Raw genomic sequence first — 23,590 nt, forward strand, 5'->3', positions numbered from 1 at the left:
AATTTTTTATAAGTCAAGCCGCCCGCGTCGCCTTTTGTGCAAAAAGCCGTCTCTGCGGGGCTTTCTGGCCCGACCTCTTATCAGTTGGACACAATTGGGCTAGTATTGCTTTTCTCTCTTCTAGCTGACTGTTCTTGTTATGTTTTTTATCCGATTCGGCCTGTTGCTTTGGTTCTGGATGCTGGCGTCGGCCTCATACGCCACCCCTTTGTCCTTCGAGGCCGCCTGGCGTCAGTTGCAGGCCCGGCATCAGGGGTTGGCCGCCGAACGGGCTAACGTGGACCAGGCCGAGGCCCGGCGGCAGGCGGCGCGGGCGTTGTTTCTGCCACAGCTGGATCTGGGGGCCAGCTATGTTCATCTCGAGCGTGAAATCGAGCTGAAAGGCTCGGATCTCAACCTCGGCCGGGTGACGACCGGGGAGCACGGCCTCGATGCCATTATCCAGCAGGTCGCCCAAGGCATTTCGGGACTGACCCTGCCGCTGGTGGAGCAGAACCTGGTGCGGGCTTCGGTCACTGCCCTGTGGCCGCTGTTTACCGGCGGCCGCATCACCGCCGCCCAGGATATCCGCGCCGCTCAGCTGGACGAGGCGCAAGCGCAGCTGCGGCTGAGAGAGCAGGCCTTGTTCGAAACCCTGGCCGAGCGCTACTTCACCGTGGTGCTGGCGCGGGAGCTGCTGGCCACCCGGGAGCAGAGCCGTGACAGCCTGGCTCGCCATCATGAACATGCGTTCAAGCTGGAGCAACGGGGGCAGGTGGCCCGTATCGAGCGGCTGTCGGCGCAGGCCGCCTACCAGAATGCCCGGGTCAAGGCCGACAACGCCCGTCGCAACCTGGAGCTGGCCGAACTGGCGTTGCGTGATCTGGTCGGCGATCCGGGCGCCTCCCCGGCCAACCCGCTGTTCGTGGGCTCGGGACTGGCCGCGCTTGATGAGTTCATGCTGAAAATGGAAGCCAGCCATCCGGCGATCAGGGTGCTGGCGGCCAAGCTGGAGCAGGCGGACGGCGCCATCCGGGCCGAGCAGGGGCGTTACTACCCGGAGGTGTTCGCCTTCGGCAACTATTCGTTGCACGAGCGGGACTCCATTAGCGCCCAGATAAGCCCTGACTGGGTGGTGGGCCTGGGGGTCAAGGTGTCGCTGATGGACAGGAACGGCCGTGGCAGCCTGGTGCAGGCGGCCCGCAGCGCCGAGCTGCAGGTGCGCCACCTCGTCGCCCAGACCCGACAGGATCTGGGCCTGCTGGTGGAGCAGATCTGGCGCCAGGCCCGGCAGGCGCAAGAGCAGTACCGGGCGCTGGCCACCACCCTGGTTCTGGCCGAAGAAAACCTGCGCCTGCGCCAGCACGCTTTCACTCAGGGGCTGTCCACCAGCCTGGAAGTGACCGATGCCGAGGTACGGCTGGCCGGAGCCCGCACCCAGCAGCAGGCCTCCGCCTATCAGTACGTGGTGTCCCTGGCCCGGCTGCTGGCGGTTTCCGGGCAGCCCGATACGTTTACTCAATATCAACAGCAAGCCGCCGTGCAAGGTAATCGATGAATAAAGCAAAGATCGCTCTTTTGGTCATGGTAGCCGGCCTGGTTCTCTGGCTGGCGTGGCATTTCTATCTGGCCTACCAGCCGGCACCGCTGCGTATCCAGGGCCAGCTGGAAGCCCAGCAGTATCAGGTGTCGAGCAAGATCGGCGGCCGTATCGACAGCATACTGGTGCGCAAGGGCGATCGCCTGGAGCGGGGCGAGCCGGTCTTTACCCTGGCCAGCCCCGAGCTGGAGGCCCGGCTGATGCAGGCCGAGGCGGGGCGGGACGCGGCCCGGGCCCAGGCCGACGAGGCCGAGCGCGGCGCCCGCCGCCAGCAGGTACAGGCGGCCCGGGATCAGTGGCAGCAGGCGCGGGCGGCGGAGCAGCTCCACCACAAGACCTACCTGCGTATCCAGAGCCTGTACGACGAGGGGGTGGTGCCGCTGCAGCAGCGGGACGAGGCCCATACCCGCTGGCAGTCGGCCCGGCTGGCCGCCAGCGCCGCCTACCAGCAGTTCGAGATGACGGAGGAGGGCGCGCGGGAGGAGCAGATCCGTACCGCCCGAAGCCAGTTGGCATGGGCCGAGGGCGCCGTTGCCGAAGTGAGCGCCTACACCGGGGAAACCCGGGTGCCGAGCCCGCACCGGGGCGAGGTCACCAAGGTGCTGCTGCAGGCGGGCGAGCTGGCACCCCAGGGCTTTCCGGTGGTGATGCTGACCGACATGGATGACGCCTGGGCCCTGTTCCATGTGCGGGAAGACCTGCTGTCCCGGCTGCCCATGGGCGAGGAGATCGAAGTTTACATTCCTGCGCTGGATGAGCGCTTTCCCTTCGTGGTCAGCCATATCGGGGTGATGGGCGACTTCGCCACCTGGCGCGCCACCGATGCGGGCCAGGGCTTCGATCTGCGCAGCTTCGAGCTGGAAGCCAGGCCCAGGGCGCCCATCGCGGGGCTGCGTGCCGGCATGAGCCTGGTGGTCGAACTCTGATGCTGCGGGAATGGCAGGCGTTATGGCGGGATCCCTGGCAGCGGGCCCTGTTGCTGTTCGGCCCCCTCGTCCTCTTCCTGCTGCTGGGCGCCCTGTTCGGCCAGGGCCAGGCCCGGGGCCTGCCGGTGGCGCTGGTGGACAAGGACGGCTCCAGCCTGTCCCGCACCCTGGGCCGCTATCTGGCGGCGAGCCCGACCCTGTCACCGATCCCTTATCCCGATGAGCAAAAAGCCTACCGCGCCCTGCGCGCCGGCAGCATCTATGGGGTGGTGCTGGTGCCGCCCGGCTTCGAGGTGGAGGTGTGGCGGCAGCGCCAGCCCAAACTGGAGGCGGTATACAACGGCCAGTTCATGCTGGTGGGCAAGCAGGTGAACAGCGCTCTGACCCAACTGAGCGGCCAGCTCAACGCCGAGCTCGGCACCCTGCAGGCGCTGGCGGTGCGCCCGGTGGCCGCTTCGGCCCTGGGCCAGGCCCAGCCGATCCGGCCCCAGCTCACGGCGCTCTATAACAGCAACAGCGATTACCGCCGCTTCCTGTTGAGCGCGGCCCTGCCCGCCCTGTTGCAGATCCTGGTGGTGGCCGCCGCCCTGCTGGGCCTGGACCGTCGATACCGGCAAGCCGGAAACGGCCCTGGGGTGGACGGCCCCGGGCTGGGATGGCTGTGGTTGAGCTATACCGGCTATGGTCTGCTCTACGGCACCCTGATGCTGGCGCTGATGTTCGGGCTCTGGGGCTGGCCGTTGCAGGGCGGCCTGCTGCCGCTACTGCTGGGGCTGGCCGCCATGAGCGGCGCCGGTAGCCTGCTCGGTTTCGCCCTCTATGTGCTGAGCTTCGACCCCACCCGGGGGCTGAGTCTGGCGGCGGCGCTGACCGCGCCTTCCTTCGCCTTTCTCGGGGTCAGCTTTCCCGCCACCGACATGAGCGGCTTCGCCCAGTTCTGGCGTCTGCTGCTGCCCGCCAGCCACTATGTGGAATTGCAGACCGGCCAGCTTTATTACGGCGAAGGCTGGGGTGCGGTTTTGGGGCGGCTCTGGCCCTTGCTGTGCTACCTGGCGCTGCTGGGGCTGATCCGGTTTAAACTCGCCCGGAGGCCGGCATGACTTTGTGGCTGGCGATAAGGGCGGAGCTGGCCCGGCTGGGGGCCGACAAGACGGTGCTGCTGACGGTGTTCGGCGGCGTGCTCTTCTATTCCTTTCTTTATCCCACCCCCTATCTGCGCCAGCAGGTGAGCCAGGTGCCGCTGGTGCTGGTGGATGAAGACGTCACCCAGGCTTCGCGCCGGCTGGCCTTTATGGCCGATGCCAGCCCCAGGGTCAGGCTGGCAGGCCAGGCGGCGACCCTGGCCGAGGCCCGGACCTGGCTGGTTGGCGAGAGGGCCTTCGGTATCTTGCTGATCCCCGACGGCTTTCATCGGGATCTGTTGTTGGGCCGGCCGGTGACGGTGGGCATCGCCGCCAACAACGGCTACTTCCTGATCTACGGCGCCCTGGTCGAGGGCCTGGTGGGGGCGAGCGCCACCCTGGGCGCCGAGATAAAAGTCTCTCGTCTCTCCGCCAACGGCCTGCCGCTGACGGCCGCGGCCGAGCGGCATAGTCCCTTCCTGCTGCAGGCCAGACCCTTGTTCAATCCGGGCCAGGGCTATCTGGGCTATGTTATACCGGCGGTGTTCCTGCTGATCCTGCATCAGACCCTGCTGATCGGTGCCGGCCTGCTCAGCGTGCCCGGGGGGCGGAAAGGAGACCTGGCGGCTCGGGTGGGGCTGCTGACCGTTATTTATCTGTTGTTCAGCCTCTATTATTTCGGCTGGCCTTTCGAACACTACCAGGTGCCGCGTCAGGGCCGGCCGCTGGAACTACTGCTGTTTCTGCTGCCCTTCTTTATCGCCACCGCCCTGCTCGGCTGTTTGCTCGGCCGGCTGGCCCGGCGGCGGGAGCGGGTCACCCTGCTGGTGCTGCTGAGCTCCTTGCCGCTGGTGTTCGTGGCCGGTTTTATCTGGCCGGTGGAGGCGCTGCCGCCCTGGCTCGATGCGCTGGCCCAACTGGTGCCCAGCACCCAGGGCATCAAGGGCATGCTCAGGTTGAACCAGATGGGGGCGGACTTCGCCCAGGTGCTGCCCTACTGGAGCGCCCTCTGGGCCCAGGCGGCGGTGCTGGGGGGATGGCACTGGACCTTGGGGTGGCGGGAGCGGCGGCTGGTGGATAGCTGATTGGCCATGGCCAGCATCCGCCAAGGCGGGCATCCGCAAGAGACCGAACGGTGTCAAACTGCTTTGGGTTTCATTCGACACGCTTTAGACTCCCGCCTTCGCGGGGGGACCATTATTAAACAAGGATGCCGGCGGGGAATGGGCGTTGACTCAGCGCTTGCTGCCGCCGAGCCGGGCCCACTCTTCCCGGAATACCGGTGTCTCCATGGCGAACCACTGCTGGTACACCTGGTTCAGGCCTTCGGCCTGGGTTTCCAATATGCCGGAGAGGGCCAGCTGGCCGCCGGGCCGGACCAGCGAGCTGATCAGCGGCGACAGCTCCTTGAGCGGCCCCGCCAGGATATTGGCCACCACCACGTCGGCCTGCAGCCCTTCGGGTTGATCCTGGGGCAGGTAGACGCGCAGCCGCTCGGCCACGCCGTTGCGCTCGGCGTTGTCCCGGCTGGCCTGCAGCGCCTGGGGATCGATGTCGATGCCGATCACCTCTTTGGCGCCGAGCTTGAGCGCCGCCAGCGCCAGTATGCCGGAGCCGCAGCCGAAGTCGATCACCGTCTTGCCCTTGAGATCCTGGCCGTCCAGCCACTCCAGGCACAGGGCGGTGGTGGGGTGGGTGCCGGTGCCGAAGGCCAGGCCCGGATCCAGCATGACGTTGACTGCGGAGGAGTCCGGCACCTCGCGCCAGCTCGGGCAGATCCACAGCCGCCGGCCGAACAGCATGGGGTGGAAGCTGTCCATCCACTCGCGTACCCAGTCCTTGTCTTCCAGCTGCTCGACCTTGTACACCAGATCCTTGCGATAGAACTTGCGCATAAAGTCGATCACCGGGGCCGGGTCGGTCTCGGCATCGAACAGGCCGATCACCACGGTATCGTCCCACAGCAGGGTTTCACCGGGCAGGGGCTCGAACACCGGCTTGTCTTCGGCGTCCATGTAGGTGACGGCCTGGGCGCCGCGTCCCATCAGCATGTTGCTGACCTTGTCGGCGGTCTTTTCGGTGGCGTTAATGCGAATTTGTATCCAGGGCATGGCGTGGCTTCATGATGCTGTAAAGGGGCGATTCTACCATCGGTGTGGCCTGCTGTCCTGTCGGCAGGCAGACCTTACCTTGAGAATCGGGTTGGATTCTGCCCCGGCCGCTGATGCGGTCGGGGTGTTTTTTTCAGGCGTTTCCGAACAGCTCGCGCACCCCGGACGGCGGCGGCGGGCTCAGCAATGAACCCAGTACATAGGCCAGGCCGGAAAGGGTCAGGCTCGGCACTATGGCGTGCAGCCCCAGGGGCTTGATGCCGAAATGCAGCAGCAGGCCATAGCTCAGGGCACCGGTGACCATCGAGGCCAGTGCCCCGATGGCGTTGCCGCGCCACCAGTACAGCCCCAGCACCAGCGGCCAGAAGAAGATGGCCTGCAGCGCCCCGAACGCCATCAGGTTGAGCCAGATGATCATCTCCGGCGGCCTCAGGGCAGCCCACAGTACGGCCAGGCCCAGCGCCAGGGTCACCAGCCGGCTGGCGCGCTTGATGGCGATGGGCCTGGGCGGGGTACGGCACAGATAGTTGAGGTAGAGATCCTTTACCAGGGTGGCCGACGCCTGGATCAGCTGGGAGTCGATGGTCGACATGATGGCGGCCATGGGACCGGCGAGGAAGAGCCCGGCCACCAGCGGCGGCAGCACCGCCAGCATCAGGGTGGGCATGACCTTGTCGGGCACGGTCAGCTCGGGCACCAGCACCCGGCCCAGGGCTCCGGCGAAATGCATACCGAACATCAGTACGGCGCCCACCAGGGTGCCGATGATGATGCCCTTGTGCATGGCCGCACTGTCCTTGTAGGCCAGGCAACGCACCGCCGAATGGGGCAGGCCGATCACCCCGAAACACACCAGTACCCAGAACGACAGCATCAAGCTCATGGTCAGAAACCCGTCCGGTCCCTGGGGTCGGACCAGGCCCGGATCGATGGCCGCCAGCTCTGTGAACATGGCCGCCGCGCCGCCCCCGGCGTGCAGCACCCCGGCCAGCAGCACCAGGGTGCCGAGCAGCATCAGCACCCCCTGGACCGCATCGGTGATCACCACGGCGCGAAAACCGCCGAACAGGGTGTAGAGCAGCACCGAGCTGGCGAACAGCATCAGGCCGCCCTCGTAGGGCAGCCCGGTCACGGTTTCCAGCAGCCGGGCGCCGCCGATAAACTGCACCACCATGGTGGCGACGAAGGCGGCGAGCAGGCCCAACCCCGCCAGCACCACCACCAGCGGGCTCCGGTAGCGGGCGAACAGCATATCGTTGATGGTCAGGGCATCGACCCGGCGGGCAATATGGGCGAACTGCTTGCCCAATACCCCCAGGGTGAGCCAGACCGTCGGCACCTGGATCATCGCCAGCAGTACCCAGCCCAGGCCCAGCCGGTAGGCGGCGCCCGGCCCGCCGATAAAGGAGGAGGCGGAGGCATAGGTCGCCACCATGGTCATGGCCAGTACGAAGCCGCCCATGGATCTGTTGCCCAGGAAGTAGTCCTGCACGAAGCTGCCTTCCAGCGGACGACGGCCGAGCCAGAATCCCAGGCCCAGCATGGCGGCGAGATAAATGACCAGCGGGATCAGCAACTCAGGGTTCATGGTGTTCTCCCAGCTCGACGGGCTGGAACCCGCGACGTACCATCAGGATGCACAGCAGCACGAACAGCAGCGGATTGAACAGGCAGCTCAGCACAAACCACAGCGGCCAGCCGGCCAGGGTGAGTCCGGGCGGCACCAGGTAGGCGGTGGCGGCCCAGCCGGCCAGGTACAGCAAGGCCAGCGCCACGCTGAGCACCGCTTCCCGGCGGGCGATATGGACGAGTTTGGTCATTTGGGGTCCCCTTTGCAGGGGGCGAAGGATAGCAGCCCGGTGTTTGCGGGATCAACAAGAGGGGGCGGCCGCACTTTGTTCGCGGCCGCTGCTGTCATCTGGCCGGAGTCTCAGTCGAGAAAGCCTTCTCCCGCCGCGGCGACGAAGGCGATTTCTACCAGGTAGCCGGGGTTGGCCAGTTCCGCCTTGACACAGGCGCGGCTGGGGGCGGTGCCTTCGGCGAACCAGGCGTCCCACACTTCGTTGAAGGCGGCCAGGTTGGCGAAGTCGGTGAGGTAGATGGTCACCGACAGCAAGCGGGACTTGTCGCTGTTGATTTTGGCCAGGGCCAGTTCCGCCTGGGCCAGTACCTGGGCGGTCTGCCCCCGGATATCGGCGCCGAGGTCGCCTTCCGGCACCTCGACGAAATGGGCGATGCCGTTGAACACGGTAATGTCGGACCAGCGTCGGGTCGGATTGATGCGATGAATCTTCATGATATGACTCTTTCGGGTGGGCTTCGGCTGGATATTCTAGCGGGAAAGGAAGAGCCAGGAAAAGGCAGCCGGGCGCAGGGAGTCTGTAAGGTCCAATTTATTGGACCGAAGATGGCTGCGGGCTGGGCCATGCCTGACGCGGTCAAATAAATTCGACCTACGGAAAACAACAACGGCGCCTTGCGGCGCCGTCGGCGAGAGCCTTAAGGCTTCTTGGCTTACAGACCCAGCTTCTTTTCGAGATAGTGGATGTTGGTTCCGCCGTTGCGGAAGTTTTCATCGCTCATGATCTCTTTGTGCAGCGGGATATTGGTCTTGATACCTTCGATCACCAGCTCGTTGAGGGCATGCTTCATGCGGGCGATGGCGATATCGCGATTTTCGCCGTAGCAGATCAGCTTGCCGATCATGGAGTCGTAATAGGGCGGTACCTTGTAGCCGGCATAGATGTGTGAATCCCAGCGTACGCCCAGGCCACCCGGTGAGTGGAAGCGCGTGATTTCACCCGGGCTCGGGATAAAACTTTTCGGGTCTTCGGCATTGATCCGGCACTCGATAGCATGGCCGCGGATCACCACCTGCTCCTGGGTGATCGACAGGGGCTGGCCGGCGGCGATGCGCAACTGCTCCTTGATCAGATCCACGCTGGTGATCATCTCGGTCACCGGGTGCTCTACCTGGATACGGGTGTTCATCTCGATGAAATAGAACTCGCCGTTCTCGTACAGGAACTCGAAGGTACCGGCACCGCGGTAGCCGATGTCCACGCAGGCCCGGCAGCAGCGCTCGCCGATGAACTTGCGCATCTCGGCGGTAATGCCCGGGGCCGGGGCCTCTTCCACCACCTTCTGGTGACGGCGCTGCATGGAGCAGTCGCGCTCGCCCAGGTGGATGGCGCTGCCCTGGCCGTCGGCCAGCACCTGGATCTCGATATGGCGCGGGTTCTCCAGGTACTTTTCCATGTACACCATGTCGTTGCCGAAGGCGGCACCGGCCTCGGCCTTGGTCATGGCGATGGCTTTTTCCAGCTCGCTTTCGGCGCGCACCACCCGCATGCCGCGACCGCCGCCGCCGCCGGCGGCCTTGATGATCACCGGATAGCCGATGCGCTTGGCGATGGTGGCGTTCTTCTTGGCATCACCGCCGATGGGGCCGTCGGAGCCGGGTACACAGGGCACGCCCGCCTTCTTCATGGCTTCGATGGCGGATACCTTGTCACCCATCAGGCGGATAGTCGCGGCGCGCGGGCCGATAAAGATAAAGCCGGACTTTTCCACCTGGTCGGCGAAGTCGGCGTTTTCCGCCAGAAAGCCGTAACCCGGGTGAATGGCCACGGCGTCGGTCACTTCGGCGGCGGCGATGATGGAGGGAACATTCAGGTATGACTGGCTGGCCTGATTGCCACCGATACAGATGGACTCGTCGGCCAGCAGCACATGCTTGAGTTCACGGTCCGCGGTGGAATGCACCGCCACCGTCTTGATCCCCAGCTCCTTGCAGGCGCGCAGGATCCTAAGTGCGATTTCACCGCGGTTGGCGATGACTACTTTATCCAGCATGGGAATTCCTTATTCGATGATGAACAGGGGCTCGTCAAATTCGACCGGCTGGCCGTTGTCGACCAGAATGGCCTTGATCACGCCGGACTTGTCGGCTTCGATCTGGTTCATCATCTTCATGGCTTCAACGATGCACAGGGTGTCGCCGGCCTTGACGCTCTGGCCCTCTTCGGCGAAGTTCTTGGCTCCCGGGCTGGAGGCGCGGTAGAAGGTACCGACCATCGGGGAGCGCATCACGTGGCCGCTCATTTCCGGGGCGGCGACCTCGGCCGGGGCGGCGCTGCCGGGATTACCGGGATTACCGGCAGGAGCGGCGACCGGGGCCGGGGCGGCCTGCATATGATACTGGGGTACGGCCATGGCCGGTGCCGGGGCACCGTAACGGCTGATGCGAACGGACTCTTCCCCTTCGGAAATTTCCAGCTCGGCGATGCCGGACTCTTCAACCAGTTCGATCAGTTTCTTGATTTTACGAATATCCATGAGCGTTCTCTTTTTATGTTGGTGCTGTGCTGGATTAACGACGGGCCAGGTAACGGGCCGCCGCTTCAAGGGCAAATTCATAGCCATCGGCGCCCAGGCCGCAGATCACCCCCACCGCCTTGTCGGACAGGTAGGAATGGTGCCGGAAGGGCTCGCGGGCGTGCACATTCGACAGATGCACCTCGATGAAGGGGATCTTCACCCCCAGGAGGGCGTCGCGAATGGCCACACTGGTGTGGGTAAAGGCGGCGGGATTGATAATAATGAAATCCTGCCGGCCACCGGCCTGGTGGATGGCATCGATCAACAGATGTTCCGCGTTGGATTGCAGATGGCTGAGCGCGATATCGCGGGCGGCAGCCTGGGTGGTCAGCCGGCAGACGATATCGTTCAGACTGTCCTGGCCGTAGATGCCCGGTTCACGCTGGCCCAGCAGGTTGAGGTTGGGTCCGTTGAGCAGCAGAATTCGGTGTTTCTCGGCCATTATGCAGCAATCCTCGTCAATCTTGCGGTGTACACATCGGGCAACATGGAGCCTAGCCGGTTTTGGCCCTGTTGGGCAAACAAAATCGCGCCATTTGGCTCAGTGCGCCCAATTATAGTGATTTCGTGAAAATTGGCAGCAATTTACTGGTCTAATCACCTGATAAAGTGCAGGAGAGCGGGGGAAGGCAGGCGTTTTTGGTCAGCTTTTGTCCGTTGGTCAACACAGAAACAACAACGCCGCCCGAAGGCGGCGTGGATTGGGAAGTCTCGGCTCAGGCGACTCGGCTGCGTTCTTCGATCAGCCGGTCGACCACCGCCGGATCCGCCAGGGTGGAGGTATCGCCCAGGGAGTCGGTTTCGCCGGTGGCGATCTTGCGCAGGATGCGGCGCATGATCTTGCCGGAGCGGGTCTTGGGCAGGCCTTCGGCCCAGTGGATCACGTCCGGGGTGGCGATGGGGCCGATTTCCTTGCGCACCCAGTCCTTCACCTCCTTGTGCAGCTCGGCGGAGGGCACTTCGCCGGCGTTGAGGGTGACGTAGGCGTAGATGCCCTGGCCCTTGATCTCGTGGGGCACGCCGACCACGGCGGCCTCGGCGATCTTGGGGTGAGCCACCAGCGCCGATTCTATTTCGGCGGTACCCATGCGGTGGCCGGACACGTTGAGCACGTCGTCCACCCGGCCGGTGATCCAGTAGTAGCCGTCCTCGTCGCGACGGGCGCCGTCACCGGTGAAGTAGGTACCGGGGAAGGTGGAGAAGTAGGTCTGTTCGAAACGGTCGTGATCGCCGAACACGGTGCGCATCTGCCCCGGCCAGGAATCCAGGATCACCAGGTTGCCGTCGGTGGCCCCTTCCAGCACCTTGCCTTCGCCATCCACCAGCGCCGGCTGTACCCCGAAGAAGGGACGGGTGGCGGAGCCGGGCTTGAGATCGGTGGCGCCGGGCAGCGGGGTGATCAGGATGCCGCCGGTCTCGGTCTGCCACCAGGTGTCGACGATGGGGCAACGTTCGTCGCCGATCACCCGGTAGTACCACTCCCAGGCCTCCGGGTTGATGGGCTCGCCCACCGATCCCATGATGCGCAGGCTGGAACGGCTGGTGCCTTCCACCGCTTCATCGCCCTTGGCCATGAAGGCGCGGATGGCGGTGGGGGCGGTGTAGAGGATGTTGACCTGGTGCTTGTCGACGATTTGCGCCATGCGGTTGGTCTTGGGGTAGTTGGGTACGCCCTCGAACAGCAGGGTGGTGGCGCCGTTGGCCAGGGGACCGTAGAGCAGGTAGCTGTGGCCGGTGATCCAGCCCACGTCGGCGGTGCACCAGTAGATGTCGCCGTCGTGGTAATCAAACACGTACTTGAAGGTCATGGCCGCGTACACCAGGTAGCCGCCGGTGGTGTGCAGCACACCCTTGGGGGTGCCGGTGGAGCCGGAGGTATAGAGGATGAACAACGGATCTTCGGCGTTCATCTCCGCCGGCGGGCAGTCGGCACTGGCGCTGGCGGCGGCTTCATGCCACCAGAGATCCCGCTGCTCGTGCCAGGCGATATCGCCGCCAGTGCGGCGATAGACGATCACCTTCTCGACGCTGTCCACCCTGGGGTTGGCGAGGGCCGCATCGACATTGGCCTTGAGCGCCACCCGGCGACCGCCACGCAGACCTTCGTCGGCGGTGATCACTACCTTGGTCCTGGAGTCGATGATGCGGCTGGCCAGGGCGTCGGGGGAGAAACCGCCGAACACCACCGAGTGCACGGCGCCGATGCGGGCGCAGGCCAGCATGGCCACGGCGGCTTCCACCACCATCGGCATGTAAATGCCGACCACGTCACCCTTGGCCACGCCCTGGGCTTTCAGTACGTTGGCGAAGCGGCACACCTGTTCGTGCAGCTCGCGGTAGCTGACCTTCTTGTCCTCGTCGGGGCTGTCGCCTTCCCAGATGATGGCCGTTTCGTCGGCCCGGGTGGCCAGGTGGCGGTCGATGCAGTTGGCGGACAGGTTGAGGGTGCCGTCTTCGAACCACTTGATGCTGATATGGCCGGGGTCGTAGGAAGTGTTCTTGACCTTGGTGTAGGGCTTGATCCAGTCTATTTGCTTGCCTTGTTCGCCCCAGAATGCATCGGGATTGTCGATGGACTGGCGATACATGGCCTGGTAACCGGTGTCGTCCAGCAGGGCGTTCTGGGCGATATGGGCCTTAACCGGATGAACCTTTACTTCACTCATTATTCCGCTCCTTGGTGCAATAACCATTGGTTAACAAGGTGACGCAGATGGTCGCCTGGCTCAATTAGACTTTCGGCTAGCAGTGCAACACCTTCATCACAAGCTGGCAGTGATTTGTTGATGCTTTGTTTACCCCAGTATACGGCCTTGTTGTCGACAATCCAGCCCGGAGTCCCTCGGGATCAGGCCGCGCCCCTCTGGCGCAGCGTCAGGAACATCAGCGCCGTGGTCAGGGCATCGCCGAAGGCGCTGTGGCGGGCCAGCAGCGGTACGCCGAGCTCTTGGGCCATGTGTTCGAAGCCCAGGTCGGGCTCGAGTTCCGGGTGCTGCATCAGTTGGCGCCGGCGGTAGAGGTGGGCCAGCTCGACATGGCGATTGGGCAGCTCGAAGCCGAGGTGCTCCCTGGTCAGGCGACTCAGGATGGCGATATCGAACAGCACATGGTAGCCGAGCAGGGGCCGGTTCTGGATAAAGCCCAGCAGTTGTGGCAGGGCCTTGTCCGGCGACAGGCCCTGCTGCAGATCCTGGTGGCGCAGGCCGTGGATGCGGATGCTGTCGCCGGTGAGCTTGGGGCTGGCGGCCAGGGTCAGCTCCAGCCGCTGGCTGGTGAGCACGCGGTTGCCCCTGATGGGCACGGCGGCGATGCTGAGCACGTCCGCCTGGCGGGGATCCAGGCCGGTGGTTTCGGTGTCGATGGCGATCAGCTCGTCCCCCCGGTAGGGCTCGAACAGGTGCCGCCAGGGACTGTCGGCGAACTTGCGGGCCAGCCACAGGCGCTTGAAGGGCAGCATCAGAGGATCCTGATCTGGAAATGGATTTCCAGCCGTTGCTTGAACTTCTTCACCACGTGCAGGGCATGGCGCAGCAGATCCCGGTGATGGCGGGGCAGGGCCGCCGGATCGATGCGCTGGTTCAGGCCGTCGCCGCCCCGGGCCAGCTGCCGCTCCAGCCGCAACTGCCAGAACAGGATGAGGGCGGCGCTCAGGTTGTCGGCAAAGTCCGGCTCGAAGATGTGCCGCTCGGTCAGCAGGCGGACTCGCTCCAGGGTGCCGGTGTCGGTGAGTCCCTGCTCCAGGGCCAGGGCGCGCACCCCCTGCACGATGGGAAAGATGCCGCCGCGCTTGATGTCCAGCCCCTGCTCCGAGTGCTTGATGTCGCCGAAAAACGTCAGCGGTGTGTGGAAGCGCAATGCCTGGGCGGCGAATTCGCTCAGCAGCAGCTCCCGGCCCTGCACCGCCTCCAGCAGCTGCCGCTGCAACTGGCGCACCAGGGACTCGCGGCCGGCGATAAAGTGCGGCTCGCTGAGAATGGCCAGCTGCATATGGCTGTGCGGACTGTTCTGGTGCACCCACTGTTCGATCTGCCGCTGCCAGGCGCCGATGTCGCGGGCCCACTCCGGGTTGTTGACCATCACCTTGCCCGGGCAGGGCGGATAGCCGAGCCGCTCCAGATGGCGGCTGAACTGGGCGGCGTAGGGGCGGATCTCGGTTTCCGTCAGCCCCTCTTCCAGCACCAGGGCGTTGTCCTGGTCGGTCTTCAGGATCTGCTCGCCCCGGCCCTCGCTGCCCAGCACCATCAGCGCCAGCCGCTGGTGGTAGCGGGCCGGAAAGGCGAATTCGAAGGCCTTGCGCATCAGTTGTTCGTTGAGGCTGGCCAGCAGTTTCATGATGAAGGGCAGGCGCACCCCGTTGTTGTGCAGGTTTTCCACCAGCATGGTCAGGGTAGCGGCGGCCTCGGCCAGCTCGTCGATGGTCTCGGCCCGCAGGATGCGCAGCCCCAGCACGTGGGAATGGGTGGAGAACTGGCTGAGCAGTTGGGTCATCTCCAGGATGCCCACCAGTTGCTCCTGCTCCTTGACCGCCACCCGCTCTATCCGGTGGCGGATCATCAGCATCAGGGCGTTGAACAGGAAGTCGCCCTTCTGCACCGAAATCAGGTTGAAACTGGCGAGCCGGTGCACCGGCTCGGTGCCGGGCCTTTCCTCCAGCACGGCGCCGTAGAGCAAATCGGTGCCGGTGAGCATACCGAAGCTGCCATCGTGGGTGACGATGAGCGATTCCAGGTGGTGGCTCTTGAGCAGCAGGGTGGCCTGGTAGAGAGAGGTCTGGCCGTCGATCACCATGGCCGGCTGGATGTTGCCGTTGTCGATGCGGGTGAGGATGAACTCCGACAGGTTCTTCTGCGGCCCGGCGACCTGCTGGCGGCCCTGCAGATCCTGCTGGAACCAGGCGGCGAAGTCGGGGTTGTCGGTCATCAGGGTGAGGAAGGCCTGGGTCGGCAGCACGAAGCACAGGGTTTCCTCCAGCGCCACGTAGCCGTGCCGGCATTCGCCGTCGAACTGGCCGCGGATGTCGAACAGATCGTCGGTGGTGTACTGGGCGTAGATTTCGTTGCGCTCGGCGTGGCGCTCTTCCACCACCCCCTTGAGGATGATGTAGAGTGCATCGACCAGCTGACCGGGCCTGAGGATGGTCTCGCCCCGCCTGAAATAGGCGATATCGGTCTGATCGAGCACATCCTGGCGCTGCTCGGGGCTCAGGGTGTTGAACGGCGGGTGGTCGAAATTGAACTGATCCTGCATCGGCGGCCTCCTTGCCCAAGTATGACCGAGTATCGCCGCCGCCAGCGGCGTTGCCAGCCGACTTTGGTCGTATTACAGCAGCAACTGCTCGGCGAAGTAGATCACGATCAGGTAGCGGCAGGCCTTGCCGGTGAACACCAGGACCACGAACAGCGCCAGCCGCACCTTCATGATGCCGGCGATAAAGGTCAGCGCATCGCCGCCCACCGGCGCCCAGGCCAGCAGCAGCGACCAGACCCCGAACCGCTGGAACCAGCGCTGGGCCCGATCCAGCTGGTTGTCGTTCACCGGAAACCAGCGCTTGTGCCGGTAGTGCAGCAGGTACTTGCCAAGCCACCAGTTGACCACCGAGCCCAGGGTATTGCCGACGCTGGCCAGGGCCCACAACAGCACGGCGGCGTCGGGCTGGCGGGTGAGCACCGCCGCCAGCACCACCTCGGAATAGAAGGGGGCGATGGTGGCGGCGAGCAGGCTGCTGGCGAAGACGATCAGGTAATCAAGCATAGAGTCGCTCCGGCCTGGCCTGGCGGGCCAGCCGCACCAGGGTTCGAAAGATCTCGCGTTGGTGGTGGAGGTAGGGCAGGTATTCCGGGTGCCACTGCACCCCCAGCACATAGTGGTCGCCGGTGGCCTCGATGGCCTGCACGAAGTTGTCCAGATCCCGGGCCGCGACCGTCAGGCCCGTCCCCAGCTTGTCCACCGCCTGGTGGTGCAGGCTGTTGATGCGCCAGCGCGACTGGCGAATGATGGTGTCCAGCCGGCCCTGGCCGCAACCGACGGCGGTCTTGCGTGGCAGGGGGGTGCGGCGGTTGGAGGTATGCCGGCGCAACGGGCGGATATCCGGGTGCAGGGAGCCGCCCAGCACCACGTTGATCAACTGGGCGCCGCGACAGATGCCGAGCAGCGGCAGCCGGGTGTCGAGGGCATGCTCGATCAACTCGATTTCGAAGGCATCCCGGGCCGGATCCGCCGGCGCCCTGCCGGTGTCCATGCCGTACAGGCCGGTGTCGATATCGTCGCCGCCACCGATGATCAGTCCCTGCAGCTGATCCCGCTTGTGGTATTTGAAGGTGGCGGGGGTCAGCCGGACCGCCCGGCCGCCGGCCAGGTGGATGGCGAAGCGGCTGGCCCACCAGGCCAGGGGCAGGCGGCTGTCGGGGCCGGTGACGCCGATCAGCGGAGCCATGGCAAGACCTTGAGTTTCCAGGGATCGATAAAGTCCGGGGTGAGCTGATCCAGATGCTCGGCATAGGCCCGGCACAGCTGCGCCAGCCGGGCTTCGTCGTTGGCCAGGGACTCCACCTGCAGCCAGCCGTCCCAGGCATGGTGCAGCGACCAGGCCGGATTGTCGATGTCGGAGTTGGGCAGCCGGTAATGCAGGGTGGGCCGCTTGTTGACCTTGCCGTCATGCACCTGGCGCTGCACCCTGGCCTCATCGTGCCAGGCCAGCATCGGCAGCAAATCCATGGCCCTGTTGCGGCTGGGGTTGGCGGCCAGGTAGTCGTCGGTGAAGCCGGCGAGATCGGGCCGGTATTCCGGGCTTATCACCCGGCGGCAATAGTCCTGGCTGACGCTGCGGATATAGGGCGAGAGCTTGCGGGCCGCCACGATGTCTTCCCGCTGCGCCAGCCAGTCGTGCAGGCACAGGTAGGCCCTGAAGTAGCGCAGCAGGGTGGGGGCGCCGGTGTCCGGCAGTTCGGGATTGAGGTGCAAGCCGAAGGCGTAATGCAGGGCGTGGCGGGTGCCTTTGGCGCCGCAGGCCTGCAGTCGGCGGAACAATTGGTCGAGCTCGCCCAGCTCGCTCAGCGGCAGCGGCGGGCTGACCAGTTCCAGCGGCGCCAGTTGCAGGGCCAGGCTGCCGAGCAACTCGGTGGCGGCCTGTTCCAGCTCGCCCGGTGGCTGGTCGGCCTGGGCCCGGGCCAGGCGCTTGAGGTAGTCGAAATCCAGCTCGGCCCGGAAGGTGCCGAGCCGGGTCGCGATCTCTATCTCGTATTCCGAACGCGGGTGCAGGCTGCCGCCGAACAGCTCGGCCACCAGCTCGGCCAGGCGCGGCAGGGGCAGGCCGGTCAGCTCCAGTTCCACCCCGATGCGCCGCTCCCGGCCCTCGGTGGTATGGCGGTGTTCGGGTAAGCCGATAGTCATCCCTCGCTCCTGTCTCGTTATGGCCGGTGCAGCCACCAGTAGAGGACAAAGCCGGCCCAACTCAGGCCCAGCAGCCACCAGGGCAGGCGGGACCCGGCCGGTGACGACTCGGGCGAGCCGGTGTCGGCGTCTTTCCCGGGCCCCTGCTCGTGCTGGCGCGGCGGCTGTTTTCTGGCCTTGTCGGCGGCGCGGGCGCGGGCCTTCTGCTGCTTCTTGTATTCCTCGATGCCTTTCTGAATGCCCTGGGCGATCAGCCGGGTTTGCTCCTTGGTCTGCCCGGGGCGCTGGGTGGCACGGGCGATGCGCTCGGCCTCGTCCCGGGTTTGCGGCGAGGCCTCGGCCTTCTTGTTTTTATCGTAACGCATTATTCCGCCACATTATTGAGGTAATGCAGATCCATGCTGAACATGGCCTGCAACAGCCCGGCGGCGGCGGCATAGAAGCCGAACTCGTCCTGCTGGCGGCAGGCGTCCGCGAAGGCGGGCAACCAGCTGATCAGCAGGTTGTTGGCCAGTTCGCGCTGGTTGTCCAGCAGCGCCTGGCGGACGGACTCGTCGCCGGCTTCGGCGGCGGCCAGGGCCAGGGTGGCCATCATGTCCAGCTGGTTGCAGGCATTGAGCGGATCGTCGTCTTCCAGCCGGGTGCCGTGGCGTTGCAGCAGCACCGACATCAGTACCAGCGCCTCGTCTTCCGGCTGGGCCAGGGCCGAGGTATCCAGCAACGAGGGCTGGCCGAACAGCCGGCCGTACTGGGCCAGCAGCTCCGCGTGGGGATGTTTCAGCCGCTGTACCCGTCCCGCTTGGTGCCGGAAGGCTTCGGCCGTGTCTTTCAGGGGATCCAGGGTCGCCAGGCTGTCCAGGAAGGCATGCATGTCGTCGCTGTCGAATTCCTTGATCTCGCTCTGGCTCAGGGGAGCGGCGAAGAGGGCGGTGAACCAGTGGTAGAGTTCGGCCCGGCGGTGGGAGGTCACTTTGAAGTCTTGCATAATCCCCTCAACATTTGTTTGGGTACCGGATCCGGTCCCGGCGGCATGGCCGGACGCGGGTGAACGGCTAAAATGCCCATTCTATCTGGTTTAATGGCTATATCTACCCCGTATCGGCTGGTAAGGAGCCCATCAGCAACTTGTTATGCAACATTCAACTTTTTGTGAACTTTTCAACATAAAGATAAAAAAGTGTTGATAACCGGCGCCGCGGGGCTAGGCCGGGCCCTCCCTTGCGGGTAAACTCTAGCCTTACAGTGAAAACCGCATGAGTCAGGAGAAACGGATGTTAAAGCGTGACATGAATATCGCCGATTATGATCCCCAGCTGTGGCAGGCCATCAGTGATGAAACCGTGCGCCAGGAAGAGCATATCGAACTGATTGCTTCCGAGAACTACACCAGCCCGCGGGTGATGCAGGCGCAGGGCTCCCAGCTCACCAACAAGTACGCCGAAGGCTATCCGGGCAAGCGCTTCTATGGCGGCTGTGAGTATGTCGACATCGCCGAAGAGCTGGCCATCGAGCGCGCCAAGGCCCTGTTCGGCGCGACTTATGCCAACGTTCAGCCGCACTCCGGCTCCCAGGCCAACGCCGCCGTCTTCATGGCCCTGGTCAAGCCCGGCGATACCGTCATGGGCATGAACCTGGCCCACGGCGGCCACCTGACTCACGGTTCTCCCGCCAACTTCTCCGGCAAGATGTACAACATCGTCCCCTACGGCATCAACGACGCCGGCGTGCTCGATTACGAGGAGATGGAGCGCCTGGCGGTCGAGCACAAGCCGAAGATGATCATCGGTGGTTTCTCCGCCTTCTCCGGCCTGGTCGACTGGGCGCGCATGCGCGAGATCGCGGACAAGGTCGGTGCCTGGTTCATGGTCGACATGGCCCACGTGGCGGGCCTGATCGCCGCGGGTCAATACCCCAACCCGCTGCCCCACGCCCACGTGGTGACCACCACCACCCACAAGACCCTGGCCGGTCCCCGTGGTGGCCTGATCCTGTCCGCTTTCGGCGACGAAGATCTGGAGAAAAAGCTGAACTCCGCGGTCTTCCCCGGTGGTCAGGGCGGCCCGCTGATGCATATCATCGCCGCCAAGGCGGTGGCCTTCAAGGAAGCGATGGAGCCCGAGTTCAAGGAATACCAGGGCCAGGTGGTGAAGAACGCCCAGGCCATGGCCGATGAGTTCCAGAAGCGCGGCTACAAGGTAGTCTCCGGCGGTACCCACAACCACCTGTTCCTGCTCGACCTGATCGACAAGGACATCACCGGTAAGGAAGCCGATGCCGCCCTGGGCCGCGCCTTCATCACCGTGAACAAGAACGCCGTGCCCAACGATCCGCGTTCTCCCTTCGTCACCTCCGGCATCCGTATCGGTACCCCGGCGGTGACCCGCCGCGGCTTCAAGGAAGCCGAAGTGCGGCAGTTGGCCGGCTGGATCTGCGATGTGCTCGACAACATCAACGACGACGCTACCAGTGCCCGGGTGAAGGAGCAGGTGCTGGACATCTGCCGCCGCTTCCCGGTCTATGCCTGATCGCCGTTGACGGCAATATCAAACGGGGTCTGCGGACCCCGTTTTGTTAGGGCCGGGATGAGGGACTGGGGATTGGAGGCGGTCCCGAGTCCCCAATCCCGGATCCCCGCTCCTCTGGCAATCTCCAGTTCGCTTCTTTACACTAGGGCCATCGCCGGCCCCGCGGAGGCACCATGCACTGCCCCTTCTGTAACGCAACCGAAACCAAGGTCATCGACTCCCGCCTGGTGGGGGACGGCCTGCAGGTGCGCCGGCGGCGGGAATGCAATCTCTGCCGGGAGCGGTTTACCACCTTCGAGACCGCCGAGCTGGTGATGCCGCGGGTGATCAAAACCACCGGCATCCGCGAGCCCTTCAACGAAGACAAGCTGGAAGCCGGCATGCAGCGCGCACTGGAAAAGCGTCCGGTCAGCACCGAGGCCATCGAGCAGGCCATCAGCCGCATCAAGTCCCAGCTGCGCGCCACCGGCGAGCGGGAAGTCAAGTCCGAGCTTATCGGCAACCTGGTGATGGAAGAGCTCAAGCAGCTCGACAAGGTCGCCTATATCCGCTTCGCCTCCGTTTACCGCTGTTTCGAGGATCTGCGCCAATTCGGCGAGGAAATAGCCCGTCTGGAGCAATAAGTGTTCACCAAAGAAGATGCGTCCTGGATGGCCAGGGCGCTTGAGCTGGCCCGGCGCGGGCATTTTACCACCTCCCCCAACCCGGCCGTGGGCTGCGTGCTCGTCAGGCAAAACGAAGTGGTCGGCGAGGGGTATCATCAGAAGGCCGGCGAACCCCACGCGGAAGTGTTCGCCCTGCGCCAGGCCGGCCTCCGCGCCCGGGGCGCCACCGCCTACGTCACCCTGGAGCCTTGCTCCCATCACGGTCGCACCCCGCCCTGCGCCCAGGGACTGATCGACGGCGGTGTGGCCCGGGTGGTGGCGGCCATGGTGGATCCCAATCCCCGGGTCGCCGGGCGAGGACTGGCCATGCTGCAGGAGGCGGGCATCCAGGCCGAAGCCGGCCTGATGAACGAGGCGGCGGAGGCGGTCAACGTCGGTTTTCTGCACCGCATGCGCACCGGCCGTCCCTTCGTGACCGTCAAGCTGGCCGCCAGCCTGGACGGGCGCACCGCGCTCGCCAACGGCGAGAGCAAGTGGATCACCGGCCCCGAGGCCAGGCAGGACGTGCAGCGCCAGCGGGCCTTGAGCTGTGCCCTGCTGTCCGGGTCCGACACCGTGCTGGCCGACGACGCCACCCTCAACGTGCGCTGGCCGGAGCTGCCCGCCTCGGTGCGGGAGCACTATCCCGAGGCCGCGCTGCGCCAGCCGCTGCGCATCGTGGTCGATACCCGTAACCGGCTGCACCCGGGGTTGAGGCTTTTTTCCGTGCCCGGCCCGGTGCTGCTGCTGCGCGGCCAGATGACCGGCGGTTTCGGCCCCTGGGTGGAAGAGTGTGTGCTGCCGCGCGCCGGGAACGGCAAGCTCGATCTGCCGCTGCTGCTGGATGAACTGGGCCGGCGCCAGCTGAACCGGCTGTGGGTGGAGGCGGGAGCGCGGCTGAGCGGCGCCCTGCTCGGCCAGGGACTGGTGGACGAACTGGTGCTCTACCAGGCCCCCAGGTTGATGGGCAACATCGCCCGCGGCCTGTTCGAACTGCCGGAACTGACCGCCATGACCCAAGTGCCCATCCTGGAATGGCGGGACTGCCGCCGGGTGGGCGCCGATATCAAACTCGTTGTAAAGGTAAAAGACTGATGTTTACCGGTATTGTGGAAGCCACCGGCAGGCTTGCGGCGATCAGCCGCAAGGGCAAGGAGTCGGTGATCAGGATCCATTGCCCCGGGCTGGATCTGTCCGATGTCAAATTGGGCGACTCCATCGCCACCAACGGCGTCTGCCTGACGGTGACCGAACTGGGCAAGGACTACTACTGCGCCGACGTGTCCGGCGAAACCATCGCCCGCACCGGCTTCGCCGATTACCAGGCGGGCCAGCGAGTCAACCTGGAGAAGGCGCTGCTGCCCACCAGCCGGCTGGGTGGCCACATCGTTTCCGGCCATGTGGACGGGGTGGGCAAGGTGGTGCGCCGCACCCTGCTCGGCAACAGCCTGGAGCTGTGGGTCGAGGCGCCGGCCGGGCTGGCCCGCTATATCGCGGAGAAGGGCTCGATCACGGTGGACGGCATCAGCCTGACGGTGAACGCGGTGGACGGGGCGGGCTTTAAATTGACCCTGGTACCCCATACATTACAGGAAACCACACTCGATGACTGGCAGGTGGGCCGCAGCGTCAACCTGGAGGTCGACATTATCGCCCGCTATCTGGAACGACTGCTGACCGGCTCGCCGGCATCACCGCCCAGCGGACTGACCCTGGCGACCCTGGCCGCCAGCGGATTCGTGAAATAACAAGGGAGAATACCATGGCCTTAAGCAGTACCCAGGAAATTATCGACGATATCCGGCAGGGCAAGATGGTCATCCTGATGGATGACGAAGACCGGGAGAACGAAGGCGATCTGATCATGGCCGCCGAGCTGGTGCGCCCGGAAGACATCAACTTCATGGCCAAGTACGGTCGTGGCCTGATCTGCCTGACCCTGACCGAAAACCGCTGCCGCCAGCTCGACCTGCCGCTGATGGTCAGCCGCAACACCGAGCAGTTCTCCACCGCCTTCACCGTCTCCATCGAGGCGGCGGAAGGGGTGACCACCGGCATCTCCGCCGCCGACCGGGCCCGCACCGTGCAGGCGGCGGTAGCCAGGGACGCCAAGGCGGCGGACCTGGTGCAGCCGGGGCATATCTTCCCGCTCAAGGCGCAGAACGGCGGCGTGCTGACCCGCGCCGGCCATACCGAGGCCGGCTGCGACCTGGCCCGGCTGGCGGGACTGGAGCCGTCCTCGGTGATCGTCGAGATCCTGAACGAGGACGGCACCATGGCCCGGCGCCCGGACCTGGAAAAATTCGCCGAGCAGCATGGCGTCAAGCTCGGCACCATCGCCGATCTGATCGAATACCGCAATCAGAACGAAACCACCATCGAACAGGTGGCCCGTTGCAAGCTGCCGACCGAATACGGTGAATTCGAGCTGGTGACCTTTCGCGACACCATCGACAACCAGGTGCACTTCGCCCTGAAAAAAGGCGAGATCAGCGCCGAGCAGCCGACCCTGGTGCGGGTGCATATCCACGATGTGCTGACCGACGTGCTGATGACCGACCGCCATGCGGCGCGTACCTGGCCGCTGACCAAGTCCATGGCCCGCATCGCCGAAGAGGGCGGTGTGCTGGTGATCCTCGGCAAGGAGGAAACCCCGGATCACCTGCTGTCCCTGGTGCGCACCTTCGAGGCGGTGGACCGGGGCGAGCGCTCCGAGGGCGCCAAGTGGCAGGGTACCTCCCGCCGGGTGGGGGTGGGCTCCCAGATACTGCGTGCCATGGGCGTGGGCAAGATGAAGCTGCTGAGCTCGCCCAAGCGCTACCACGCCCTCTCCGGCTTCGGCCTGGAAGTGGTGGAGTACATCACCGACTGACGGCCAGGCCGCGATGACGAGGCCCGCTCCCGAGCGGGCTTTT

At 64.9% G+C, this 23,590-nt stretch carries 24 protein-coding genes; 9 read left to right on the top strand and 15 right to left on the bottom strand.

Translation table 11 applies throughout. From position 1 onward, the window contains the following. Positions 1 to 178 precede the first annotated feature (178 nt). From C7H85_RS12315 to C7H85_RS12330, 4 genes are read left to right on the top strand one after another with little or no spacing between them, the layout of a single operon-like run. Complete coding sequence (locus C7H85_RS12315) at positions 179 to 1,537, top strand: TolC family protein (protein ID WP_106730194.1); 1,359 nt, start codon at positions 179 to 181, stop codon at positions 1,535 to 1,537. Then, complete coding sequence (locus tag C7H85_RS12320) at positions 1,534 to 2,505, top strand: HlyD family secretion protein (protein ID WP_106730006.1); 972 nt, start codon at positions 1,534 to 1,536, stop codon at positions 2,503 to 2,505. Before C7H85_RS12315 ends, C7H85_RS12320 begins: the two co-directional genes overlap by 4 nt. After that, complete coding sequence (locus tag C7H85_RS12325; protein WP_106730007.1) at positions 2,505 to 3,605, top strand: ABC transporter permease; 1,101 nt, start codon at positions 2,505 to 2,507, stop codon at positions 3,603 to 3,605. Before C7H85_RS12320 ends, C7H85_RS12325 begins: the two co-directional genes overlap by 1 nt. Beyond that, positions 3,602 to 4,711 carry an ABC transporter permease gene (locus C7H85_RS12330; protein ID WP_106730008.1) on the top strand — a complete coding sequence of 370 codons (1,110 nt, stop codon included), beginning with the start codon at positions 3,602 to 3,604 and terminating at the stop codon, positions 4,709 to 4,711. The genes C7H85_RS12325 and C7H85_RS12330 overlap by 4 nt, the downstream gene beginning before the upstream one ends. Before the next feature lie 150 nt (positions 4,712 to 4,861). Here the strand turns inward: C7H85_RS12330 and prmA are convergent, their stop codons facing one another. From prmA to C7H85_RS12405, 15 genes are all read right to left on the bottom strand, one after another. Beyond that, a complete protein-coding gene (gene prmA / locus C7H85_RS12335) occupies positions 4,862 to 5,737 on the bottom strand; it encodes a 50S ribosomal protein L11 methyltransferase (RefSeq protein WP_106730009.1) in 876 nt (291 codons plus the stop codon). A 133-nt stretch (positions 5,738 to 5,870) separates the two neighbouring features. Continuing rightward, positions 5,871 to 7,325: a sodium/pantothenate symporter gene (panF, locus tag C7H85_RS12340; RefSeq protein ID WP_106730010.1), complete on the bottom strand. Its 1,455-nt coding sequence runs from the start codon at positions 7,323 to 7,325 to the stop codon at positions 5,871 to 5,873. Beyond that, entirely contained in the window at positions 7,315 to 7,557 is a 243-nt protein-coding gene (locus C7H85_RS12345) for a YhdT family protein (RefSeq protein WP_106730011.1), read from the bottom strand. Before C7H85_RS12345 ends, panF begins: the two co-directional genes overlap by 11 nt. 110 nt (positions 7,558 to 7,667) lie before the next feature. Next, positions 7,668 to 8,033, bottom strand: coding sequence for a RidA family protein (locus C7H85_RS12350; protein ID WP_106730012.1), 366 nt, complete (start codon positions 8,031 to 8,033; stop codon positions 7,668 to 7,670). A gap of 218 nt (positions 8,034 to 8,251) precedes the next feature. Then, positions 8,252 to 9,592, bottom strand: a complete 1,341-nt coding sequence (accC, locus tag C7H85_RS12355) for an acetyl-CoA carboxylase biotin carboxylase subunit (RefSeq protein ID WP_106730013.1) — start codon at positions 9,590 to 9,592, stop codon at positions 8,252 to 8,254. 9 nt (positions 9,593 to 9,601) lie between these two features. Next, on the bottom strand, positions 9,602 to 10,075 hold the full coding sequence (accB, locus tag C7H85_RS12360; protein WP_106730014.1) for an acetyl-CoA carboxylase biotin carboxyl carrier protein: 474 nt from the start codon (positions 10,073 to 10,075) through the stop codon (positions 9,602 to 9,604). A 34-nt stretch (positions 10,076 to 10,109) separates the two neighbouring features. After that, entirely contained in the window at positions 10,110 to 10,559 is a 450-nt protein-coding gene (gene aroQ / locus C7H85_RS12365; protein ID WP_106730015.1) for a type II 3-dehydroquinate dehydratase, read from the bottom strand. 274 nt (positions 10,560 to 10,833) lie between these two features. Next, a complete protein-coding gene (acs, locus tag C7H85_RS12370) occupies positions 10,834 to 12,783 on the bottom strand; it encodes an acetate--CoA ligase (RefSeq protein ID WP_106730016.1) in 1,950 nt (649 codons plus the stop codon). 182 nt (positions 12,784 to 12,965) lie between these two features. After that, a complete protein-coding gene (locus tag C7H85_RS12375) occupies positions 12,966 to 13,574 on the bottom strand; it encodes a 3'-5' exonuclease (protein WP_106730017.1) in 609 nt (202 codons plus the stop codon). Beyond that, positions 13,574 to 15,364 (bottom strand): DUF294 nucleotidyltransferase-like domain-containing protein, encoded by a 1,791-nt coding sequence (locus C7H85_RS12380; protein ID WP_106730018.1) that lies wholly within the window; start codon positions 15,362 to 15,364, stop codon positions 13,574 to 13,576. Before C7H85_RS12380 ends, C7H85_RS12375 begins: the two co-directional genes overlap by 1 nt. Positions 15,365 to 15,436: 72 nt before the next feature. Further along, positions 15,437 to 15,868, bottom strand: coding sequence for a YqaA family protein (locus tag C7H85_RS12385; RefSeq protein WP_106730019.1), 432 nt, complete (start codon positions 15,866 to 15,868; stop codon positions 15,437 to 15,439). Continuing rightward, on the bottom strand, positions 15,861 to 16,550 hold the full coding sequence (locus C7H85_RS12390; protein WP_106730020.1) for a gamma-glutamyl-gamma-aminobutyrate hydrolase family protein: 690 nt from the start codon (positions 16,548 to 16,550) through the stop codon (positions 15,861 to 15,863). The genes C7H85_RS12385 and C7H85_RS12390 overlap by 8 nt, the downstream gene beginning before the upstream one ends. Next, positions 16,538 to 17,506 carry an amidoligase family protein gene (locus tag C7H85_RS12395; RefSeq protein WP_106730021.1) on the bottom strand — a complete coding sequence of 323 codons (969 nt, stop codon included), beginning with the start codon at positions 17,504 to 17,506 and terminating at the stop codon, positions 16,538 to 16,540. The genes C7H85_RS12390 and C7H85_RS12395 overlap by 13 nt, the downstream gene beginning before the upstream one ends. A 17-nt stretch (positions 17,507 to 17,523) precedes the next feature. Beyond that, entirely contained in the window at positions 17,524 to 17,874 is a 351-nt protein-coding gene (locus C7H85_RS12400) for a DUF2956 domain-containing protein (protein ID WP_425445072.1), read from the bottom strand. Then, positions 17,871 to 18,491 (bottom strand): molecular chaperone TorD family protein, encoded by a 621-nt coding sequence (locus C7H85_RS12405; protein ID WP_106730023.1) that lies wholly within the window; start codon positions 18,489 to 18,491, stop codon positions 17,871 to 17,873. Before C7H85_RS12405 ends, C7H85_RS12400 begins: the two co-directional genes overlap by 4 nt. A 286-nt stretch (positions 18,492 to 18,777) precedes the next feature. Between C7H85_RS12405 and glyA the strand changes: the two genes are divergently transcribed. The 5 genes from glyA (at position 18,778) to ribBA (ending at position 23,547) form a co-directional block, all read left to right on the top strand. Further along, positions 18,778 to 20,031 (top strand): serine hydroxymethyltransferase, encoded by a 1,254-nt coding sequence (gene glyA, locus C7H85_RS12410; protein ID WP_106730024.1) that lies wholly within the window; start codon positions 18,778 to 18,780, stop codon positions 20,029 to 20,031. A gap of 173 nt (positions 20,032 to 20,204) precedes the next feature. Beyond that, positions 20,205 to 20,654 carry a transcriptional regulator NrdR gene (nrdR, locus tag C7H85_RS12415; protein WP_106730025.1) on the top strand — a complete coding sequence of 150 codons (450 nt, stop codon included), beginning with the start codon at positions 20,205 to 20,207 and terminating at the stop codon, positions 20,652 to 20,654. After that, complete coding sequence (gene ribD, locus C7H85_RS12420; RefSeq protein WP_106730026.1) at positions 20,655 to 21,770, top strand: bifunctional diaminohydroxyphosphoribosylaminopyrimidine deaminase/5-amino-6-(5-phosphoribosylamino)uracil reductase RibD; 1,116 nt, start codon at positions 20,655 to 20,657, stop codon at positions 21,768 to 21,770. It begins immediately after the preceding gene. Beyond that, positions 21,770 to 22,423, top strand: a complete 654-nt coding sequence (locus C7H85_RS12425) for a riboflavin synthase (RefSeq protein ID WP_106730027.1) — start codon at positions 21,770 to 21,772, stop codon at positions 22,421 to 22,423. The genes ribD and C7H85_RS12425 overlap by 1 nt, the downstream gene beginning before the upstream one ends. A 14-nt stretch (positions 22,424 to 22,437) precedes the next feature. Then, a complete protein-coding gene (ribBA, locus tag C7H85_RS12430) occupies positions 22,438 to 23,547 on the top strand; it encodes a bifunctional 3,4-dihydroxy-2-butanone-4-phosphate synthase/GTP cyclohydrolase II (RefSeq protein ID WP_106730028.1) in 1,110 nt (369 codons plus the stop codon). Positions 23,548 to 23,590: the final 43 nt, after the last annotated feature.

Origin of the sequence: Zobellella endophytica (genome assembly GCF_003012775.1) — a bacterium.
GTDB lineage: Bacteria > Pseudomonadota > Gammaproteobacteria > Enterobacterales > Aeromonadaceae > Oceanimonas > Oceanimonas endophytica.

Coding starts and splice junctions, on each gene's coding strand:
- C7H85_RS12325 (WP_106730007.1), top strand. CDS start 2,505: ATGCTGCGGGAATGGCAGGCGTTATGGCGGGATCCCTGGCAGCGGGCC.
- C7H85_RS12345 (WP_106730011.1), bottom strand. CDS start 7,557: ATGACCAAACTCGTCCATATCGCCCGCCGGGAAGCGGTGCTCAGCGTG.
- C7H85_RS12395 (WP_106730021.1), bottom strand. CDS start 17,506: ATGACTATCGGCTTACCCGAACACCGCCATACCACCGAGGGCCGGGAG.
- acs (WP_106730016.1), bottom strand. CDS start 12,783: ATGAGTGAAGTAAAGGTTCATCCGGTTAAGGCCCATATCGCCCAGAAC.
- glyA (WP_106730024.1), top strand. CDS start 18,778: ATGTTAAAGCGTGACATGAATATCGCCGATTATGATCCCCAGCTGTGG.
- C7H85_RS12330 (WP_106730008.1), top strand. CDS start 3,602: ATGACTTTGTGGCTGGCGATAAGGGCGGAGCTGGCCCGGCTGGGGGCC.
- C7H85_RS12350 (WP_106730012.1), bottom strand. CDS start 8,033: ATGAAGATTCATCGCATCAATCCGACCCGACGCTGGTCCGACATTACC.
- accB (WP_106730014.1), bottom strand. CDS start 10,075: ATGGATATTCGTAAAATCAAGAAACTGATCGAACTGGTTGAAGAGTCC.
- C7H85_RS12375 (WP_106730017.1), bottom strand. CDS start 13,574: ATGCTGCCCTTCAAGCGCCTGTGGCTGGCCCGCAAGTTCGCCGACAGT.
- C7H85_RS12405 (WP_106730023.1), bottom strand. CDS start 18,491: ATGCAAGACTTCAAAGTGACCTCCCACCGCCGGGCCGAACTCTACCAC.
- accC (WP_106730013.1), bottom strand. CDS start 9,592: ATGCTGGATAAAGTAGTCATCGCCAACCGCGGTGAAATCGCACTTAGG.
- C7H85_RS12380 (WP_106730018.1), bottom strand. CDS start 15,364: ATGCAGGATCAGTTCAATTTCGACCACCCGCCGTTCAACACCCTGAGC.
- C7H85_RS12320 (WP_106730006.1), top strand. CDS start 1,534: ATGAATAAAGCAAAGATCGCTCTTTTGGTCATGGTAGCCGGCCTGGTT.
- ribBA (WP_106730028.1), top strand. CDS start 22,438: ATGGCCTTAAGCAGTACCCAGGAAATTATCGACGATATCCGGCAGGGC.
- C7H85_RS12425 (WP_106730027.1), top strand. CDS start 21,770: ATGTTTACCGGTATTGTGGAAGCCACCGGCAGGCTTGCGGCGATCAGC.
- aroQ (WP_106730015.1), bottom strand. CDS start 10,559: ATGGCCGAGAAACACCGAATTCTGCTGCTCAACGGACCCAACCTCAAC.
- nrdR (WP_106730025.1), top strand. CDS start 20,205: ATGCACTGCCCCTTCTGTAACGCAACCGAAACCAAGGTCATCGACTCC.
- prmA (WP_106730009.1), bottom strand. CDS start 5,737: ATGCCCTGGATACAAATTCGCATTAACGCCACCGAAAAGACCGCCGAC.
- C7H85_RS12390 (WP_106730020.1), bottom strand. CDS start 16,550: ATGGCTCCGCTGATCGGCGTCACCGGCCCCGACAGCCGCCTGCCCCTG.
- C7H85_RS12315 (WP_106730194.1), top strand. CDS start 179: ATGCTGGCGTCGGCCTCATACGCCACCCCTTTGTCCTTCGAGGCCGCC.
- C7H85_RS12385 (WP_106730019.1), bottom strand. CDS start 15,868: ATGCTTGATTACCTGATCGTCTTCGCCAGCAGCCTGCTCGCCGCCACC.
- panF (WP_106730010.1), bottom strand. CDS start 7,325: ATGAACCCTGAGTTGCTGATCCCGCTGGTCATTTATCTCGCCGCCATG.